18 protein-coding genes, 4 tRNA genes and 1 pseudogene are annotated in these 18917 nt (G+C 47.7%); 12 read left to right on the top strand and 11 right to left on the bottom strand.

Going from position 1 to position 18917, the window contains the following annotated elements:
* Positions 1 to 72: 72 nt before the first annotated feature.
* Positions 73 to 537, bottom strand: coding sequence for an Lrp/AsnC family transcriptional regulator (locus tag AC3CIC_RS04225; RefSeq protein ID WP_488515867.1), 465 nt, complete (start codon positions 535 to 537; stop codon positions 73 to 75).
* Positions 538 to 732: 195 nt separating this feature from the next.
* On the opposite strand from AC3CIC_RS04225, the gene AC3CIC_RS04220 reads away from it, so the two are divergent.
* From AC3CIC_RS04220 to AC3CIC_RS04195, 6 genes and pseudogenes are all read left to right on the top strand, one after another.
* Positions 733 to 1806: a PLP-dependent cysteine synthase family protein gene (locus AC3CIC_RS04220; RefSeq protein ID WP_016958478.1), complete on the top strand. Its 1074-nt coding sequence runs from the start codon at positions 733 to 735 to the stop codon at positions 1804 to 1806.
* Between the two features lie 131 nt (positions 1807 to 1937).
* Positions 1938 to 2096, top strand: coding sequence for a hypothetical protein (locus tag AC3CIC_RS04215; protein ID WP_016958479.1), 159 nt, complete (start codon positions 1938 to 1940; stop codon positions 2094 to 2096).
* Positions 2086 to 2445: a Fic/DOC family protein gene (locus tag AC3CIC_RS04210; protein WP_488515422.1), complete on the top strand. Its 360-nt coding sequence runs from the start codon at positions 2086 to 2088 to the stop codon at positions 2443 to 2445. Before AC3CIC_RS04215 ends, AC3CIC_RS04210 begins: the two co-directional genes overlap by 11 nt.
* Positions 2408 to 2683 (top strand): Fic family protein, encoded by a 276-nt coding sequence (locus AC3CIC_RS04205; protein ID WP_488515866.1) that lies wholly within the window; start codon positions 2408 to 2410, stop codon positions 2681 to 2683. The genes AC3CIC_RS04210 and AC3CIC_RS04205 overlap by 38 nt, the downstream gene beginning before the upstream one ends.
* A gap of 108 nt (positions 2684 to 2791) precedes the next feature.
* Positions 2792 to 3484: pseudogene (queC, locus tag AC3CIC_RS04200) on the top strand (7-cyano-7-deazaguanine synthase QueC); the annotation flags it as partial.
* Positions 3485 to 3614: 130 nt separating this feature from the next.
* Positions 3615 to 4160 carry a peptide-methionine (S)-S-oxide reductase gene (locus AC3CIC_RS04195; RefSeq protein WP_488515421.1) on the top strand — a complete coding sequence of 182 codons (546 nt, stop codon included), beginning with the start codon at positions 3615 to 3617 and terminating at the stop codon, positions 4158 to 4160.
* A gap of 66 nt (positions 4161 to 4226) precedes the next feature.
* Here AC3CIC_RS04195 and AC3CIC_RS04190 read toward each other — a convergent pair whose 3' ends face one another.
* The 3 genes from AC3CIC_RS04190 to AC3CIC_RS04180 all read right to left on the bottom strand — a co-directional run bounded on the left by AC3CIC_RS04190 (position 4227) and on the right by AC3CIC_RS04180 (position 8883).
* Positions 4227 to 4544 carry a DUF1244 domain-containing protein gene (locus tag AC3CIC_RS04190; protein WP_488515420.1) on the bottom strand — a complete coding sequence of 106 codons (318 nt, stop codon included), beginning with the start codon at positions 4542 to 4544 and terminating at the stop codon, positions 4227 to 4229.
* Between the two features lie 130 nt (positions 4545 to 4674).
* Complete coding sequence (locus AC3CIC_RS04185; RefSeq protein WP_488515419.1) at positions 4675 to 7803, bottom strand: multidrug efflux RND transporter permease subunit; 3129 nt, start codon at positions 7801 to 7803, stop codon at positions 4675 to 4677.
* Complete coding sequence (locus tag AC3CIC_RS04180) at positions 7804 to 8883, bottom strand: efflux RND transporter periplasmic adaptor subunit (RefSeq protein ID WP_488515418.1); 1080 nt, start codon at positions 8881 to 8883, stop codon at positions 7804 to 7806.
* Between the two features lie 221 nt (positions 8884 to 9104).
* Between AC3CIC_RS04180 and AC3CIC_RS04175 the strand changes: the two genes are divergently transcribed.
* The 4 genes from AC3CIC_RS04175 to AC3CIC_RS04160 all read left to right on the top strand — a co-directional run bounded on the left by AC3CIC_RS04175 (position 9105) and on the right by AC3CIC_RS04160 (position 9658).
* Positions 9105 to 9189, top strand: a tRNA-Tyr gene (locus AC3CIC_RS04175).
* Between the two features lie 71 nt (positions 9190 to 9260).
* Positions 9261 to 9345, top strand: a tRNA-Tyr gene (locus AC3CIC_RS04170).
* Positions 9346 to 9417: 72 nt separating this feature from the next.
* Positions 9418 to 9502: transfer RNA gene (locus tag AC3CIC_RS04165), tRNA-Tyr, on the top strand.
* A gap of 71 nt (positions 9503 to 9573) precedes the next feature.
* Positions 9574 to 9658 (top strand) — tRNA-Tyr (locus AC3CIC_RS04160).
* Between the two features lie 81 nt (positions 9659 to 9739).
* Here the strand turns inward: AC3CIC_RS04160 and AC3CIC_RS04155 are convergent.
* Together AC3CIC_RS04155 and AC3CIC_RS04150 are read right to left on the bottom strand one after the other, a co-directional pair.
* Positions 9740 to 10708, bottom strand: a complete 969-nt coding sequence (locus AC3CIC_RS04155) for a glutathione S-transferase family protein (protein WP_488515865.1) — start codon at positions 10706 to 10708, stop codon at positions 9740 to 9742.
* A 155-nt stretch (positions 10709 to 10863) separates the two neighbouring features.
* The gene (locus tag AC3CIC_RS04150) at positions 10864 to 11280 is read right to left on the bottom strand and encodes a hypothetical protein (RefSeq protein WP_488515417.1); all 417 of its coding nucleotides are present in this window, start codon (positions 11278 to 11280) and stop codon (positions 10864 to 10866) included.
* Positions 11281 to 11504: 224 nt separating this feature from the next.
* Between AC3CIC_RS04150 and xthA the strand changes: the two genes are divergently transcribed.
* Complete coding sequence (gene xthA / locus AC3CIC_RS04145) at positions 11505 to 12311, top strand: exodeoxyribonuclease III (RefSeq protein WP_371733025.1); 807 nt, start codon at positions 11505 to 11507, stop codon at positions 12309 to 12311.
* A gap of 161 nt (positions 12312 to 12472) precedes the next feature.
* Here xthA and AC3CIC_RS04140 read toward each other — a convergent pair whose 3' ends face one another.
* From AC3CIC_RS04140 to AC3CIC_RS04125, 4 genes are all read right to left on the bottom strand, one after another.
* The gene (locus AC3CIC_RS04140) at positions 12473 to 13195 is read right to left on the bottom strand and encodes an ABC transporter permease (protein WP_016958489.1); all 723 of its coding nucleotides are present in this window, start codon (positions 13193 to 13195) and stop codon (positions 12473 to 12475) included.
* A gap of 11 nt (positions 13196 to 13206) precedes the next feature.
* Positions 13207 to 13908, bottom strand: a complete 702-nt coding sequence (locus AC3CIC_RS04135) for an ABC transporter permease (protein WP_017004744.1) — start codon at positions 13906 to 13908, stop codon at positions 13207 to 13209.
* Between the two features lie 179 nt (positions 13909 to 14087).
* Positions 14088 to 14852, bottom strand: coding sequence for a transporter substrate-binding domain-containing protein (locus AC3CIC_RS04130; protein WP_016958491.1), 765 nt, complete (start codon positions 14850 to 14852; stop codon positions 14088 to 14090).
* A gap of 76 nt (positions 14853 to 14928) precedes the next feature.
* Positions 14929 to 15699, bottom strand: coding sequence for an ABC transporter ATP-binding protein (locus AC3CIC_RS04125; RefSeq protein WP_016958492.1), 771 nt, complete (start codon positions 15697 to 15699; stop codon positions 14929 to 14931).
* Between the two features lie 383 nt (positions 15700 to 16082).
* On the opposite strand from AC3CIC_RS04125, the gene AC3CIC_RS04120 reads away from it, so the two are divergent.
* Entirely contained in the window at positions 16083 to 17729 is a 1647-nt protein-coding gene (locus AC3CIC_RS04120; protein ID WP_488515416.1) for an ABC transporter substrate-binding protein, read from the top strand.
* A gap of 4 nt (positions 17730 to 17733) precedes the next feature.
* On the opposite strand, the gene AC3CIC_RS04115 is transcribed toward AC3CIC_RS04120, so the two are convergent.
* Positions 17734 to 18909 carry a tetratricopeptide repeat protein gene (locus AC3CIC_RS04115; protein ID WP_488515415.1) on the bottom strand — a complete coding sequence of 392 codons (1176 nt, stop codon included), beginning with the start codon at positions 18907 to 18909 and terminating at the stop codon, positions 17734 to 17736.
* Between the last annotated feature and the right edge of the window lie 8 nt (positions 18910 to 18917).

The following is an 18917-nucleotide window of genomic DNA, read 5'->3' as shown; positions in this document are numbered from 1 at the left end:
CTGTGCGCGATGACTTTTAGTTCTAATAATTTTTTATATTTTATCAGGTGAAACATCTAACAAGATGAAGCATCAAAGAGGCAATGCCGTGGTGTACTTCAGCGGTTCCATCGCAAAGGTTGAGGTCACATTGGTCAGACCCTCTAAGCTGTTCACCAGCTTTTTGTAAAACTGATCATAAGCGGCCATGTCTGCCACTTGTACCTTCATCATGTAGTCGTATTCCCCCGCCATGCGGTAGCACTCCATCACTTCTGGAAATGGCGTCACCGCATCCACAAACTTGCGATACCAGCTCTCTGAATGATCGGCCGTTTTTATGTGTACAAATGCCGTGAACGACAACCCAAGCGCTTGAGGATCTAACAGCGCCACGCGCTTTCGCAACACGCCACATTCTTCAAGGCGCTTTAACCGCTTCCAACAAGGCGTAGTAGTGAGGTTGACCTTCTCGGCCAAATCAGACAGCGATAGCGACGCATCACATTGCAACCAATCCAAGAGTTGACGATCAATATTATCTAAGGAAATAGCCATTAACGGTTTACCATTTTTGCGCGAAACACGATGAATCATTCCTCCAACCAGCCTACAAGAGAAATTATTCCTATAATTCTGTTTATTTTAGAATTATTTTCCATGCATGGCGATTTATAAACGATAAATGGCAAAACATTACTCTTAACAACCGCTTATAGTTTAGGTATCAACTATGCAGTAAGAGTTTGACCAATGATGACCGACACCGTTAGCACTAACACTTCGTCTCACTGGGTTTGCGAGGCAATTCGTAAAATAGAAGCGGATTTCCAACGTTCAGCGGACACCCACTTGATTAAGCTGGATTTACCCTATTTCAGCGATATTGATATTTACCTCAAAGATGAAAGTACCCATCCAACAGGTAGCCTGAAACACCGCCTTGCACGCTCACTTTTTCTCTACGGTTTGTGTAATGGTTGGATTAAAGAAGGCACCACGGTCATTGAGTCGTCATCTGGCAGCACGGCCATTTCTGAAGCCTACTTCGCCCGCTTGCTTGGCCTCCGCTTTATTGCGGTTGTGCCGTGCACCACCGCGAAAAAGAAAATCGAGCAAATCCAATTCTACGGCGGCGAAGCGCATTTCGTTGATCGTTCTGATGCGATTTATGCTGAATCTCGTCGCTTGGCAAAAGAGTTGAACGGCCATTACATGGATCAGTTCACCTACGCCGAACGCGCAACCGACTGGCGCAGTAATAACAACATCGCTAACAGTATTTTCGGTCAGATGAAGTTCGAGCGTTACCCCGTGCCTAGCTGGATTGTGATGAGCCCAGGCACAGGCGGCACATCGGCAACCATTGGTCGTTTCATTCGCTACCGTTGTCATGAAACCCAACTGCTGGCGGTTGACCCTGAAAACTCGGTATTCCACGAATTCTACAAAACCGGAGATTGTTCCCTGACGCTTGATCGCGGTGGAAAAATCGAAGGCATTGGTCGCCCGCGCGTTGAGCCGAGCTTTATTCCCGGCGTGATTGATCGCATGGAAACCATTGCTGACGCAGACAGTGTGGCAACCGTTCACTGGCTGGAAGGCATTTTGGGCCGCAAAGCAGGCGCATCCACAGGCACTAACCTGTTCGGCGCGTTGAAACTGGCTGAAGAGATGCAAGCGCGCGGCGAGAAAGGCTCAATCGTCACCCTGCTGTGCGACAGCGGCGATCGCTATCTTGATACCTATTTCGATGAAGCATGGGTAGAAGCCAATATCGGTGATGTTGCGCCAACGCTGGCGTATTTGCAGAAGTTTGGCGGGTAATAGGCTTATTGTTTCCCTGTATTGCGCTAACTAGATAACCCAATATGTGCATAGTCTGCATCAAAGCCACATTGATGACAGACTGTGCTTTTTTGCTTTATAATTGACCTAATTGCAAAGTGGGAGGCTACATGACGAAAACGTGTTCGAAAGCACCATCTGAAAATCAAACGCAATTCAAACCAAAAATTGAAAACTTTAAAACCAGCCTTGCTTATGAAGGCTTATCACTTAATAAAACTAACAAGAATCGTTCAATTGAAGAATTGAAACAAGCGTATGCGAGATAAATATGGCGTAGCACAAGACAAATATTGCTACGCAGATTCTGATGTTCTGATAAACCTACTTAACATCAGAGATTTTGACGACTTGGCAGAAGCTGAATCTGAATTCACTGCTGAACGCTATCGAACCTATCAAAGTAAAAAAAAACCGATAGAAAGGTTTGATCTCGCCCACCTGAGCCACCTCCACTATCACCTGTTCCAAGATGTGTACAAATGGGCAGGTCAACTAAGAGATGTAGATATCTCCAAAGGAAATACAAGGTTTTGCACCTTCACTCGAATAGTGCCAGAAGCAAACAAACAAACTTTTTATCAAAATCCCTTCGTTACAAACAATCACACACCGTGAACAACTCATTGACGCGGTTGCAGATCTTTTTTGTGAGCTTAATCTTTTGCATCCATTCAGAGAAGGAAATGGACGAACGCTAAGGTTTTTTTTCGAAGAAATGCTTTTTGATATTGGGTATGACATCACTTGGCCGGAGATTAACCAACAGCAGTGGGTTGAAGCAAATATTGCTGGTGTACATTTAGATCTGGCTCCGCTTAAGGGTATCTTCAACCAAGCAATACCTAACCGATAACGCGCTAAACATCCTACTTGTCAAATCGATTTATACAGCTCTTGCATAGAGCTCCTCACCCTTCTGCGCTAAACTCCGCACCTAAGAAACTATCTACAAACGGTTAAAGGTTTACCCATGAAAAAAGCGGTTGTCGTCTTTAGTGGCGGTCAGGATTCAACAACCTGCCTGATTCAGGCGCTGTCTGAATTTGACGAAGTGCATTGTATTACCTTCGATTATGGTCAACGCCACAAGCAAGAAATTGAAGTGGCTCGTGATGTGGCTGAAACGCTCGGCGCGACATCACACAAGGTAATGGATGTCGGTCTGCTGAATGAGTTGGCGATAAGCTCGCTGACCCGTGACAACATTCCTGTTTCACACGAACTGCAAGAAAACGGCCTACCAAACTCATTTGTACCGGGTCGTAATATTTTATTCCTGACACTGGCAGGGATTTACGCGTATCAGTTGGGCGCACAAACCGTGATCACGGGTGTGTGTGAGACCGATTTCTCTGGCTACCCAGATTGTCGCAATGATTTTGTTCAGGCAATGAACAAGTCATTGGTGCTGGGAATGGATCGTGAACTGGAAATTCGAACGCCTTTGATGTGGCTAAACAAAGCGGAAACCTGGGCGCTGGCAGACAAGTTCAGTAACCTTGAGTATGTTCGCGATAACACCCTAACTTGCTACAACGGCGTGATTGGCAAAGGCTGTGGCGATTGCCCTGCCTGTGATTTGCGCCAAAAAGGGCTAGATAGCTATCTTGATGACAAAGATGCAGTGATGGCATCGTTGAACGAAAAAGCCTAACTTCGCTTTCAAGCTCTAAAAGTCAGGAAAACCAGAAAACAAGGCAGCACAGTCTGCCTTTTTTATCATTTAATGAAAGTTATTCCTGCATCTCCGGTTTCTATTGATAGCGAAATTCAAAGGAGGATGCATGTATCTTGCAGTAAGTGGCACCTGTTACTGGTGTATGGAAGCGGTATTCAGTTCATTACGCGGTGTTTCCAACGTTGAGCAAGGCTTTGTGGCATCTGATGATGGGCGGTTTGTTGAAGCTGCACTATTTTGCATCGACGAGTCTCGCATTCGTCTCGAAGAAGTGATTTGCGCGCACCTTGCGACTCACGCTTGCACGGCCAATCACAGCGCGCGTGATAAGTATCCCAGTGCGATTTATCCCTTAGATAACAACAAAATCGGTCAGTGTCAGTTTGCTATTAGTCTGGCGGCGAAAGCCTATTCGGTGCCAGTGATCACGCAAGCAAAACGATTTATCGCTTTTTATCCTACCCCCTATGCACAGCAGAACTACTTTTGGCGTCAAACAGATAAACCCTTTAGCCAAAACACCATATTGCCAAAACTCAAAACGTTGGCGATAAGGTTTCCTACCCAAATCAAACCCCGAGTCGTGCAGTACTTAAGCGCGAGCATTGGCGCTATGCGCGAAAAAGAAAAGCGCCAACCGGCGCTTTCTTAGATATCACGTTTATGCGCGACAGTGTGCTGCCGCCAACCGAAGGTTATAGTGATTAGTCTCTGATCACTACTTCGCTTCTCTGACCTTCTTACGTTCGTTGTATGCTGCCATTTGCTCATCCGTGGCTGGCAGTTGGTGATACGCTTTCCACTCACCATAAGACATGCCGTAAACTCGCTCGCGCGCTTCGTCGTCACTCACATCAATGCCGTTGTTATCAGCTTCAGCTTTGTACCACTTGCTCAGGCAGTTACGACAAAAATCCGCCAGAATCATTAGGTCGATATTCTGAACATCTTTGTTGTTGTCCAGATGCGATAGGAAGCGACGGAACGTGGCGGCATCCAGTTGATCTTGTTGTTCTTGCGTCAATTTATCAGACATGACTTTTTTCCCGTTGATGCTTATTGAATTCGTTATCGTTCAACCTTACCAATGCTCAGCACGGAAAACCAAATAAAAAAATGCCAGCCTCTTAGCAAGGCTGGCATTTTTATTGTGCTGTCTCAGATAATTAGCGCGCGTCGAATTCGCCATGTGCCGCGCGATGCGGCTTGGCAGCTTCAAGCTCGGCATTCAACTGCGCTTCAACATAACCCGGAGAATGGGTTTTGACTGAAAGCAGACGATACATAGCTGGAATAACGAACAAGGTCACCGCTGTTGCGAACGTCATGCCCGCAAAAATCACCGTACCCACGGCAACACGGCTTTCATAGCCTGCTCCCGTCGAAATAATCAACGGAATCGCACCAATGATCGTGGTGAATGCCGTCATCATGATTGGGCGCAGACGACGCACAGACGCATCAACAATCGCTTGTTCAAACACCACACCACGGTCACGAAGCTGGTTCGCGAACTCCACGATCAAGATACCGTTTTTGGTCACCATACCAATCAACATGATCATGCCGATTTGTGAGTAGATATTGAGCCCTTGATTGGTCAGCCATAGACCAGCAAAGCCACCGAAAATCCCCATTGGAACAGTCAGCATGACCACCAACGGATTCACGAAGCTTTCAAACTGAGCAGCAAGCACCAAGTAAGCCACTAGCAACGCCAAGCTAAACACAATTAAGATGCTGCTTTGGTTGTCTTTAAACTCTGCAGATTCACCAGAATAACTGACCGAAATATCGGCTGGCAGCAATTCGATGACTTTGGCATCCAGAAAATCAAGTGCATCGCCTAAGGTGTAACCGTCACCCAAGTTGGCTTTCAGAGTGATGGCTTTTTGCTTATTGAAGTGACGCAATGTCTGCGCGGACGCGACTTCTTCCACTTCTGCTAGCGTATCCAAACTCACCAGATCGCCATTGCGGGTGCGCATGTAAATCTGGCTGATATCATCTTTGCTGTTGAAGCGCGATTCATCACCACGAAGATACACATCGAACTCTTCACCACGATCCACAAACGTGGTCTCAGTGCGTCCGCCCAACATGACTTCCATGGTGTTAGACACTTCATCGACACTGATACCCAGCTCCGCCGCACGTTGACGGTCAATTTTCACAACAAGTTCTGGCGTGGTTTCTGCGTAATCGAGATCCACCCCTTGCAGCATTGGGCTGTTATTGGCTTCGTCCACGAGCAATTGTGCCCATTTGTTGAGCTCTTGATAGTCAGGACCACCAAGCACCAATTGCACAGGCTCGCTTGAACCCCCACGGAAACCCGGCATAAAGGCGCGCACAAAAATATCAGGAATACCGGCTAAGGCTTGGCGAACACGCCCTAGGGCTTGGCCTGCGGTTTCATCTCGGTTATCCCAGTCTTCCAACTGCATGATCACAAAGCCTGTTTGATCGCCGGCCATGCCGCCAAATGCTGGTGCTTGCAAACTGATAGATGTCAGCAGGCCTTCTTCCACCAATGGCATCAGGCGTCGCTCAACTTCTTCCATGTTGCCAACCATACGGTTGTACGCTGTGCCTTCTGCGCCTTTAACAAAGGCCATCAGCACGCCGCGATCTTCTTGCGGCACGAGCTGTGCTGGCAAGTTTTTCATCAAAAAGGCGCTACCACCAATACAGGCAATAATCACCAGCGGCGCGACGAATCGCGCGGCAACAGCAACGGTTACCATGCTGCGATATCCATTTTCGAATTTCTCGAAGAAGTTATCGACCATGCGATTGAACGCGCCACGCTTCACGTTGGCTTTGAGGATTTTACTGCCCAGCACTGGCGTTAGTGTTAATGCCACGATAGAGGAGAAAATCACAGACATCGCGAGCAGTACGGAGAACTCGGTAAACAGTTTTCCGACCATGCCATCCATAAAGGAGATCGGCAGGAACACCATCACCAGTACAGCCGTTGTCGCCACGACCGCAAAGCCCACTTCTCGCGTGCCGTTGAAGGCTGCCACCAACGGCGTTTCGCCTTTTTCGATATGGTGGAACATGTTCTCGACCACCACGATGGCGTCATCAACCACCAGACCAATGGAAAGAATAAGCGCCATCAAGGTCAGTAGGTTGATAGAGAAACCAAAGAAGTACGCGGCAATAAATGCAGAGATCAGCGACACAGGTACTGTGATCGCAGGGATCAATGTCGCGCGAACCTGCCCAATGAAGATGTACAGCACTAGCACTACCAGTGCCCCTGTTACAAACAGAGTGCTGTAAACCTCATCAATGGAACGTTCGATAAAGATAGTCGAGTCATAGTCCACCCAAAGGCTTGCCCCTGCGGGCAGGAACTGCTGGAACTCGTCAACCAGCGCTCGCACGCCGACAGCGACATCCAACGGGTTCGCATCAGATTGCGGTACGATCCCTAAGCTGAGGTTGTTGATGCCGTTGTTTTTGTACGTGGCATTTTCGTTTTGGGAGCCAATATAAACGTCAGCCACATCTTTTAGATAAATCGGGCTGCCATCTTTTGCTGTGCGGACCACCAGATATTGAAAATCTTCTGGTGTTTGATACAAACGCTCGGTACGTACCGTCATCTTGGTGATGTCGTTACGAATTTCACCACCTGGACTTTCGAGGTTTTCACGACGAAGTGTTGAGGTAATGTCTTCCGTGGTGACACCGCGACCCGCCATCAAAACAGGGTCGAGTCGCACGTACATGACTTTGTACAATGCACCATATAGCTCAACAGAACTCACACCAGATAGCAGGCTGAATTTATCTTCCAGCACGCGCTGCGCGTATTCTGTCAGCTGTGTTCTGTCCATTTCAGGCGAAGCAAGGTTGATGTAGATTGACGCTTCACCCGAGCCGTTGGATTTGGACACGACCGGTTCATCAGCTTCGTCAGGGAGACCACGTTGTGCTCGCGCGACGGCGTCACGCACATCACTCACGCCTTCTGTTAAATCCCAGTCGATATCAAATTCAACCGTGATACGAGACATGCCGTTACGGCTGACAGAGGTAATTTCCTCAATGCCACTGATACCAGAAAGCTCATCTTCCAATACCTGGGTGATCTGACTTTCCATGATGCTGGCTGACGCCCCCGCATAACGGGTCATCACCGACACCACAGGGCTGTCGATATCTGGGTATTCGCGTACAGAAAGATTACTAAAAGAAACGATACCGAAAACACACAGCAGCAGGCTCAGTACAATCGCGACAACCGGTCGCTTAACAGAGACATCCGAGAGCCACATTTATTCGCCCTCGTTTTTCGCGGCTTTGGCTGCGGTCAGATCGTTAACTTTAGTGCCATCACGCATGCTCACGAGACCTTGCACCACGATGCGGTCACCAAGTTCAAGGCCGCTTTCGACGGTGACTTTGTTTTCAACGCGCGCGCCCAACTTCACTTCGGTGCGATGCGCAATACCTTGGTCATCGACCAGATAAACAAAGCGTTTCGTGCCAGAGTATTCGATCGCTTGAACCGGTATCACTGTGGTCACCTGCGGAGCAAAGCCCAGCGTGGCTTCCATCATCATCCCTGGGCGCAGCAAACGATCACCGTTATCAATGTCGATACGCGCACGCAGGTTAAGCGTGTCATTGTTTATGCGTGAATCGACAGCCGTTAGTTCCCCATCAAAGGTTTTGTCTTTCCACGCTTTGGTACGAGCAGTCACGTTAATGTCTTTGCTCAGTTCACTCAGGTATTGCTCAGGCACGTTGATGTCTAATTGCATCAAGGCCAGATCATCCAGGTTCAGAAGCGCTTCGCCCGCAGATACCAGTTGGCCACGGGTGATATCCACCAAGCCCACAGTGCCCGCGAACGGCGCTTTGATGTGAAGGTCATCCAGATCGGCTTGTGCCGCATCCAGACGCGCTCTAGCGATGTCGACACTTGACTGTTGGGCATCGAGTTCAGTTTTGGTTAAAGCGCCGCGCTTGTGCAGTTTGGCAAACTCACCCAATTTGCGCATTTCGTCTTTATGGAAGGCTTGCGCTTCGGCTACTGACGCTTGTGCCTTGGCCGTTTCTAATGTCAGTAGTGGCGTGCCTTCTTTGACTTGTTGACCCGCGCGAACATGAATCGCATCAATTTTACCGCCAATCTCAGGGGAGATGATCACAGAGTTTTCAGATTTGAGGTTACCAATCAGCGATAGGTTGCGTGCAACGGGATATTCTTCCACCTGCGCGGTTGCAACGGCAATCGCCGCACGAGCAGGATGCCCAGAGGGGCTATCTGCCGCTTCTGTTTTACTTTGCCAAGCGAAGTAGCTCACGCCGCCAAGGACAATGGCAGCAGTGAAAAGGAGTTTGTTTTTCATTTTATTAACCGTAAATAACAACTCGCCATAGTCTACTCCATGCCTATCTTGCGTGCGGTAAAGAAATGTAAATCCGAGAAAAGTTTACGCTAATCACGCAAAATCCCCCAAATTGCTCCAACACGGCGTATCAACGCCGAAAAAACCAGCAAACGCGCGTTGTTTTCGTTAAAAAGGCTTTACAGCTTCCCTTCGTTTGATAATATGCGCCCCGCACTTGTGGTGGGATTCCCGAGTGGCCAAAGGGATCAGACTGTAAATCTGACGGCTCCGCCTTCGAAGGTTCGAATCCTTCTCCCACCACCATTATTCGCTTTGTGGATTGATGGAAACATTGGAACGCAACGCAAGATAGAAAATGTAAAAGAAAAACTCGTGGTGGGATTCCCGAGTGGCCAAAGGGATCAGACTGTAAATCTGACGGCTCCGCCTTCGAAGGTTCGAATCCTTCTCCCACCACCATCATTCGCCTTGTGGCTTGATGGATAACATTAAGAACGCAACGCAATATAAAAAAGTAATAGAAAAACTCGTGGTGGGATTCCCGAGTGGCCAAAGGGATCAGACTGTAAATCTGACGGCTCCGCCTTCGAAGGTTCGAATCCTTCTCCCACCACCATCATTCGCCTTGTGGCTTGATGGGCAACATTAAGAACGCAACGCAATATAAAAAGTAAAAGAAAAACTCGTGGTGGGATTCCCGAGTGGCCAAAGGGATCAGACTGTAAATCTGACGGCTCCGCCTTCGAAGGTTCGAATCCTTCTCCCACCACCATCATTTAAAAAGCCAGCTCATTGAGCTGGCTTTTTTCGTTTGTACTTGATGGCTGCACTTCTTTATTGACCGCGCATTGCGCTATTTACCGATGACGCCTCTGCCATGAGGCGCCCACAAATCCTGCTCTGGCCCTTTAGGCACAATACGTGTCGGATTGATGTTAGCGTGACTGAAATAGTAGTGACGCTTGATATGATGCATGTTGACCGTGTCTGCCACCCCTTGCACCTGGTACAGCTCTTTCATATAACCAAACAAGTTAGGATACTGAGCGATCTGCTGACGGTTGCATTTAAAGTGACTCACATACACAGGATCAAAGCGAACCAGTGTGGTGAATAAGCGCCAATCTGCTTCGGTGATATGATCGCCAGCCAGATAGCGATGGCTCGCCAAATGTACATCGACTTTATCTAGCGCTGCAAACAAATTATCAAACGCATCTTCGTAGGCTTCTTGCGTGGTGGCAAACCCGCTGCGATACACGCCGTTATTGATATTTGGGTAGATATAATCGTTCCACTCATCAATCGTGTCACGAAGTGCTTCTGGGTAGTCATCGTCAGTATTGCCTGTTAGCTCGTTAAACGCCGAATTGAACATGCGGATGATTTCTGACGATTCGTTACTGACAATGGTTTGGGTTTTCTTGTCCCAAAGAACGGGGACAGTCACGCGTCCAGTGTAAAACGATTTTGCCTTGGTGTAGATTTGATGCATGAAGTTGAAGCCGAACAATGGCTCAGGTGAATCAAACACCCACCCGCTTTCCAGCATATCCGGGCTGACTATGGACACATCAATGTGCGCGTCTAAGCCTTTGAGCTTGCGGAAAATCAATGTGCGATGCGCCCAAGGACAGGCTAACGACACGTAAAGGTGATAACGACCTGATTCGGCTTTGAAGCCTGACTCGCCCGTTGGCCCCGCTTCGCCGTCCGGCGTTACCCAAGATCGGAAACCTGCATCTTCACGGACGAATTTGCCGTTGGACGCTTTTGTGTCGTACCACACGTCATGCCAGACACCTTCAACTAACTTTCCCATCATCTCTCTCCTCAACTCATCTGCAATCAGTGTATTAAGCAAACGCAACAATGTCGGTAGCAGGAAGTTGGCAGACTTATTCGAAAAAACTGAACATCAGAAAAAAACCCCTCGAATGAGGGGCTTAATTTAGAAAGCGTGTGGATATAAACGGATTAAGTACGACCACCCAGCATGCTGATGTTAAAGGTCACATTTTTTGCCGCACTACCGTCTGGGTACATTTCATTGATTTCAATTTCATCATCATTAATGACAAATCGTATTGTCGGATCTTGAGCCTGATCTCGCCATCGACCCTCGTTTTGAGCCCAAATGGCGCGCTTCTTGTTTATTTTGCAGCGCACATGCCACTTATTGTTATCATCAGGTCGTGCATAGGAGATGTAGAAAACATCGAGTTCCGTCTCTTCTTCCTTAACAACCTTGTCCGTCATCATCATGGTTGGGCTTTTTCCCTTGATGGCAGCTAGGCTCGCCTTGCAAATCTGCTCTGTGGTGAAATCACCGTACTCGCTGCACCCTGCAACGAGAATAAGAGCCGATGAGACCATCGCTGTTTTTATCAGCATGCACATTTTCATTTAATGACCTCTTACCATGGGTATAAGACAAACAACACCTTGATTGCCAATAATATTGTTTTACTACAGCATAGTTGCAAATGTAAGACTCTGCGCTATGACACATTGGATTGTGTTTTTTCCAAGGCGCTTTACACAACCACTCTGAACCGTAATCAGTTACAATAGGCTGCGCTCAACGTATTTCACCAAATAAAGAGTAGAACAAAGACATGAAAGTCATCTCATTTAATATCAATGGCCTACGAGCACGTCTTCACCAACTTCAAGCACTGATCGAGAAACATCAACCGGATGTGATTGGCTTGCAAGAAATCAAAGTTCACGACGAAGCCTTCCCTCTCGAAGATGTCGAAGCCATGGGTTACAAGGTCTATTTTCACGGTCAAAAAGCACACTATGGCGTGGCAATGCTGTGTAAAGAAGAACCCATCAAGGTCCAAAAAGGATTCCCGACTGACGAAGAAGATGCTCAGCGCCGAATGATTATGGCCACCTTCAAACAGGCCGATGGCAGTGAAGTGACGGTACTCAACGGTTACTTCCCGCAGGGTGAAAACATTGCGCACGAAACCAAGTACCCTGCAAAGATAAAATTTTACAGCGACTTGATGACTTACCTCAATGACGCGCACACCAACGAAGAAAACGTGATCGTGATGGGCGACATCAATATCAGCCCAATGGATTTAGATATCGGCATTGGTGAAGTGAACCGCAAGCGCTGGTTGAAAACCGGCAAATGTTCGTTCCAGCCAGAAGAACGTGAAATGCTGGCAACACTGATGAACTGGGGTTTTGTGGATACCTTCCGCCAGCAGTTCCCAGATGCCGACGACAAGTACTCATGGTTCGATTACCGCTCACGTGGCTTTGACGACAACCGTGGCCTACGCATTGATGTGGTTCTCGCAACCCCCTCTCTCGCGGCGAAATGCGTAGATACTGGCATTGATTACGAGCTTCGAGGCATTGAGAAGCCGTCCGATCACGCGCCAATTTGGGCAACCTTCGAGTAAGCGCGGAAGAGAAAGTCCTAGGAAGAGCATTAGGTTACAACGCCCACAAAAAAACCGCCGATATATGGCGGTTTTTTTTGCTTTGGGGTTTTGTTCTTTTGCTCTTCCTAGGACCTGCTTTTCCTAGCACCTAGTACCCTATGTGTACCTAGGCCCTGCTCTTAGCTTTCCAACGGTCTCAAATGCCTATGCCAGCGATGCTCTAATCGCTTAAAGCCATAAACAATGCTGAACGTTAAGCACAGATAAATAGCCGCGACAAACAAGAACGCATCAAACGGTGCGTAGAAACGTGCGTAGATGTCTCGTGCTGCGCCTGTCAGGTCAATAATGGTGACGACGGATGCAATCGAACTGGCATGTAGCATGAAGATAACTTCGTTGCTGTAAGCCGGCAATGCACGACGAAATGAAGACGGCAAAATAATGCGACGAAGAATCGTAAAGCGAGACATGCCATACGCCTTGCCCGCTTCAATTTCGCCATTCGGCGTCGCCATCATGGCGCCACGCAAAATCTCAGTCGTATAAGCCGCGGTATTCAGCACGAAAGCAAATAAGCATGGGTAGAACGCATCTTCAACAATCGCCCAAAACATGGATTGTTGAATGCCTTCAATTTTCGCCACACCATAGTAAATCAGATAAAGCTGGATCAAGAGTGGCGTTCCACGGAACACATACACGTAAATCCAAACAGGACGGTTAATCCATGGGTTCTTTGACGTTCTTGCGACAGCCAACGGCACAGACAAAATAAGGCCGAGGATCAGTGACAGTACCACTAACTGAACCGTAGTGGTTAAGCCACTCCAGTAATGAACAATGGTCGTTGAGGTGAAAATCTCGTTTTGATCGAGAAAAGCATACAGTGATTCTAACATTCCGACTCTCCTTAGCCTCTTACCACACCAGCACTGAATTTACGTTCCAGTCTTTTAAGGCCTAGCTCAGAAACGGACGTGATCATCAGGTAGACAATCGCTACCGGAATAAAGAATTTAAACGGTTCGTTCACCGCGCCCGCGGCTTCTTTTGCCAAGCGCGTCATATCAGCCAAGCCAATCACGGAAACCAGCGCCGTGGTTTTCACCAAAACCAACCAGTTGTTGCCGATACCCGGCAGAGCGTGACGCATCATTTGCGGGAACATAATGCGACGAAACACCATCCAGTCACTCATGCCGTAAGCGGTGCCCGCTTCAAGTTGACCTCGATCAACCGCGAGAAACGCGCCACGAAAGGTTTCAGCCATGTATGCGCCGAATATAAAGCCGATGGTCGAAACGCCTGCGGTGAATTCATCGACGTTAAAGAAAACATCGTATTCGTAGGTGTCATAGAGCCAGTCAGAAAAGTTGTTGAGCATGATCTGAACGCCGAAGAAGATCAGCAGCATCAGCACCAGGTCAGGCACGCCACGAACAACCGTGGAATACACTGTCGCCACGCCACGCGCGAAGCGGTTTTTGGAGACGCGAGCCATTGCGGTTACCAATCCAAGTAACAAAGCAATAATCGCTGAAAGCACCGCCAATTCGACGGTCAGAATAGCGCCCATAAATATGGAAGGGCCATAACCATGCAGATCTAACATCCTTTACCTCCTGCACGTAAAAAAACCGACGTCGATTGTCATCGGTCGCAAGGGAGCATATCCGGCGCCCTTTGGAACGCTCTGTGTATCGTTAGCTCTGTCCGTTAACGGTATACAGGGTGTTGCTCTAACTTGAGGGCAGCATTCAACACGGAATACTCACCCTCAAGGACGATCAATTACATTTTGATGTCGTACTTAAAGTACTTGTTCATGATCTCATCATATGTACCGTTTGCTTTTACTTCAGCCAACGATGCATTGAAGATCTCAACCAAGCCTTTGTCGCGCTGACGGAACGCTGCAGCAACACCATTACCGAGTTGAATATTCTCACCAACGGTTTTGAAGTTAGCACCATCAGACGCACCCAAAATCGCAGCTTCACCAACAGGGAAGTCAATCAGTACCACGTCAAGACGACCGCCTTGCAGGTCCAAAACCAGATCATCACCGGTTGTGTAGCGCTTGATTTCAGCAGTTTTGCCAAATGTGTCAGTCGCGTGGTTATCTTGGATCGTGCCACGTTGAACACCAATACGCTTGCCAGCCAGTGATGCAACATCACTTGGGTTCAAAGTAGACGCTTTTGGTGCGAAGTAGCCACTTGGGGTGTTGTAGTAAGGTTCTGAAAACGCAACTTGCTTCGCACGTTCTTCAGTGATCGACATAGAAGAGAAGATCACGTCGTACTTACGTGCTTTCAAGCCAGGAATGATGCCATCCCATGCTTGCACAACCCAGCTACAGTTTAGTTTTGCGTTTTCACACACTGCATTACCTAGGTCTACTTCAAAACCTGTCAACGTGCCATCGGGTGCTTTGTATTCGAACGGTTCATAAGGTACATCCACAGCGATGCGTACGTCTTTCCACTCTTTCGCTTGAACAGCTGTCGCGCCAAGTGCAGCAGTGACTGCTACAGCAACTAACCATTTTTTCATCTTTCTGTCTCCTTATGGATATTTGAACCAGATGGGGATATTCCTTTGCCATCTGTCGAATATGCGTAAATACGCGTTAGTAAATTGAAGAAATAAATTGTTTTAAACGCTCTGACTCAGGCGAGGTAAAGAGCTTTTCAGGATGCCCCTGCTCTTCTACTCGTCCTTGATGCAAGAACATCACGTGATTGGATACATCGCGAGCAAACGCCATTTCGTGGGTAACCACCAGCATGGTGCGCCCTTCTTCTGCGAGAATTTTCATCACATTTAGTACTTCACCGACCAATTCGGGGTCGAGTGCTGACGTCGGTTCATCAAATAATAGCGCTTCTGGCTCAACAGCGAGTGCGCGAGCTATTGCGGCACGTTGCTGCTGACCGCCTGACAAATGACCGGGGTAATAATCTCGGCGCTCATAAAGGCCAACACGCTGAAGGTAAGCTTCTGCGCGCTCTATGGCTTCTGCTTTCGATACACCAAGAACATGGATAGGGGCTTCGATGACGTTTTCCATGACGGTCATGTGGGACCAGAGGTTGAAACCTTGGAAAACCATGGCGAGGCGAGAGCGAATACGTTGCACTTGTTTTTCACTGACAGGAATGGCGTCACCACCGCGTCCATTCTTCATCTCGATCAGTTCACCATTGACCCAGATTTCTCCGCTGGTCGGCGTTTCAAGTAGGTTGATGCAGCGAAGAAAGGTACTCTTACCTGAACCGGAAGAACCGATAATTGAAATCACATCGCCGCGATGTGCATCCAGTGAAATTCCTTTTAAAACTTCGTGTTGACCGAACGTTTTATGTAGGTCTTTAATCTGCAGCGCTACTGCTTCCGTCATGCGCTTGACTCCTGTCATTCTGTTAGCACGTCGCTTTTCGTTGAATCTAGTTCTCAGCCGCATAAACACTGAGTTCAAAAGTAATTTGAACTCAGTAATAATGACCAAAATAGTGAAGCTCGGCGATTCAATTGACAATCCTGTAATTTTCACCCGTGCTACAACATAATTCACTGCTTAAGCTCGTTTCTGTGAAAATAACACCCATCAGTTCCAACAGCAACAATTTGTTAACCTTTAAGTTGGTAAAAAATAAGTCATTTTAAATGCATAAATAAACAGAGTGAATGATTGCTATGCCATCGATTTCATTGATGGTTAGTTAAGGTTAGTGTAGGGTGTGTTTTGAGAAAATACTCTTATATTTCAATATCGAGAGAAATATGCTTTCCCGCTTGCTGACACTGTGTTTTGCGCTTGTCTCTTTTGCAGGTATCGCCGCGCCTCACACACTAACGATCATCCCCGAGCTATCAAACGGTTTCGTGCGTAACTACAACCCTTTTCGCCCCGATAAACTGGCGACGACACGGGATTTCATCTTTGAACCTTTGATGGTATTCGAAGACGATGTCACTCACTATCGCTTGGCCAAAAGCTACGCCCTGTCACCTGACTTAAAGGGGATTACATTGACCCTAAGAGACGGTATTCAGTGGTCTGATGGTGTTTCCTTCTCTGCGGATGATGTTGTCTTCAGTTTGTCACTGCTCAAAAACGAACCAGAACTGGATTACAATTCACTCGGCGAGTGGATCGAACGTGTCGAAAAACGTGGTAAAAATGAGGTATACGTCTCGTTAACTCGCCCAAACGCGCAAATTGCGCTGCGTCTGCAAGAGGCGATTATCGTTCCGGAGCACCAATGGAAGGATATTAGGGACAAACGCTACTACCTCAATGCCATGCCTGTGGGTAGTGGCCCTTTTACCGATATTCGTGCATTTAGCAGTAACAACGTCGTGCAGTGCCGCAATCCCAATTATTGGCAACAAGATGCGCTTAAGATCGACTGTATTCGGTATCCATTGGTGCGTACCAATGACGAACTGATCTCTCGCTTAAGTAATGGTGAGTTTGATTGGGCAAGTGCGTTTATTCCTGATATCGAGCGAAATTACTCGTCGTATTCTCCTGACTATCACTACCACCATAAGCCGTCGACTATTGTCAGCCTGCTTTTTAATTTTAACCACCCCGATCCTGAAACACGCCAAGTTATTCAAGATGTCAGATTTCGTCGCGCCATCTCCATGAGTCTCGCGCGCGACCTGATCATCGATATTGCGGTATTTGGTCAAGGCGAAAAGGCGGCATTTGCCAGTGGGTTAGAGTCTAAATTTGACGATTGGATTGTGAACTCAGCGGCAGAACAGCACCTGTACTACATTCGCTTTCACCCGAATACCGCTGCACGTCTTCTTGATGAAATGGGCCTCAAAGACACCAATGACGATGGATTTCGTGAGCTGCCCTCTGGCGCCCCACTCTCACTGAGTCTTATCGCACCATCAGGTTGGAGTGACTTCACCTCTGCCGCCAATATCACGGCAGAAATGTTGAATGCCATTGGTATAAAAATCGATAGCCAAGCACTGCCTTTTTCAAAATACACGGAGCAAATGGCAGAAGCCCGTTATGACATGAGCATAACGAACTACTTTTCAGGCATGACGCCTTTTCGCTATCTCAATTCTGCGTTCAACAGTCGCTACCAAACGCCGTTAGATCCCCGCTTTGCGCAGCACTACTTTCGTGATGAAGAAATCAACCAACTGCTCGATGCATTTTTGCTGGAAACCACGCAAGAAGGGCAACGAAAAGTGATTAACCGCCTCCACTTGCTCATCTCAGAACAACAGGTGACCGTGCCTCTTTATTACAAGTTGGAGACGGTGGAATTTACAAAAACCCGATTTAACGGGTGGCGCAGGCATGCCGATGGTACACCCAACGTTCCACCTATTTGGTATACAGAAAGGCTGCGTCTGATTCAGCTATTGGCACTCGAACCAGTTGACGGCGAGTAGCAAACTACTCCGTCGTTGACTCGTTCGTCATTAAATCTAACGTTTTTAGCCAAACATCAGCGTCGCTTGCGGGGTCAAGTTCTCGCAGGGTTTCATAAGCCGAACGAGCCAATGACAATTGGTTGGATTTCATCGCGCTATAGCCTAGAATTTCCCATAAAAAAGCATCTCGATACCCCCCCATATCAATCGCCTGTTGCGACAACATGGCAGCATCTGACCAACGTTGTAGTTCCGAGGCGACACGAGATTGTGCTTTAAGCAGATAAAGTTCCGGCTCTTCTTTATTAAGTACTGACGCCACTTCCCATGCTTGTGACCATTGTCCAGCCTGCATGTGATATTGCAGTTTACGCTTTAATACATCTCGACTAGTACCGACCTGCTCTTTTTGAATGCCTTGATTGAGAAAGCCCATTGCTTGCACCGGCTCACCGAGCATGCTGGCAAATTGCGCCATATCGAGATAATCCGCCCCACTCAGCGCTGACCCTTTCTTTTGCTCAGATTTCAAGATTGAAAGTGCCTGACGCACCTCACCCAAACTGGCATAGGCCATGGCCTGTTTTTGCTGCCAACGAAATTCGTCACCAAACTTCTGCTGAATAATTCGCGTTGTATTCACCAAAGCACGGTGTTGCTTAAGCTGTTCCTCACTGAGCGCTTTGATCTGCCAGATAAACTCAGGCACATCAGCATAACGCGCAATAATCGCGTTGCTTTGTTTTAAGGCTTCACGGTAGTTTTTCTGTGTGAATAAGGCTCGCGTGTATAACTGTGCAACGGGCTGAAACGGCGGAAATTCGTCGAGATAGGTACGACCATAGCTGACAGCCATGTCTGACCTATCCCTTTTCATCGACAAAGACACTAATGCACCTAATGTATCCTGTCGCAAACTGGCAGGTAACTTTCGGTACTCAATGGCTTTTGTATATGCCATATAGGCGCGGTCATAATTGCCTTCATGTAAATAGATAAAACCAAGCAGACGTTGATGAAGCGCTTCTTGTTCCTCGTTATCAGCCACAATGGCTTTTGCGAGATCTGCGGCATCACTGAAATTATCTTGAGACAATAACTGTTCAATGCGGTTCAGGTGATTGGAGAAGTCAGGATCGCTGGCCTGTACTGGAAAAATCACACTGAATAGGAGGATGCCGGCGCCAAATAATTTCATATCCCTCA

The organism is Enterovibrio sp. QJM3NY_24 (genome assembly GCF_057786035.1).
This window is presented reverse-complemented; position numbering and strand designations above follow the sequence as displayed.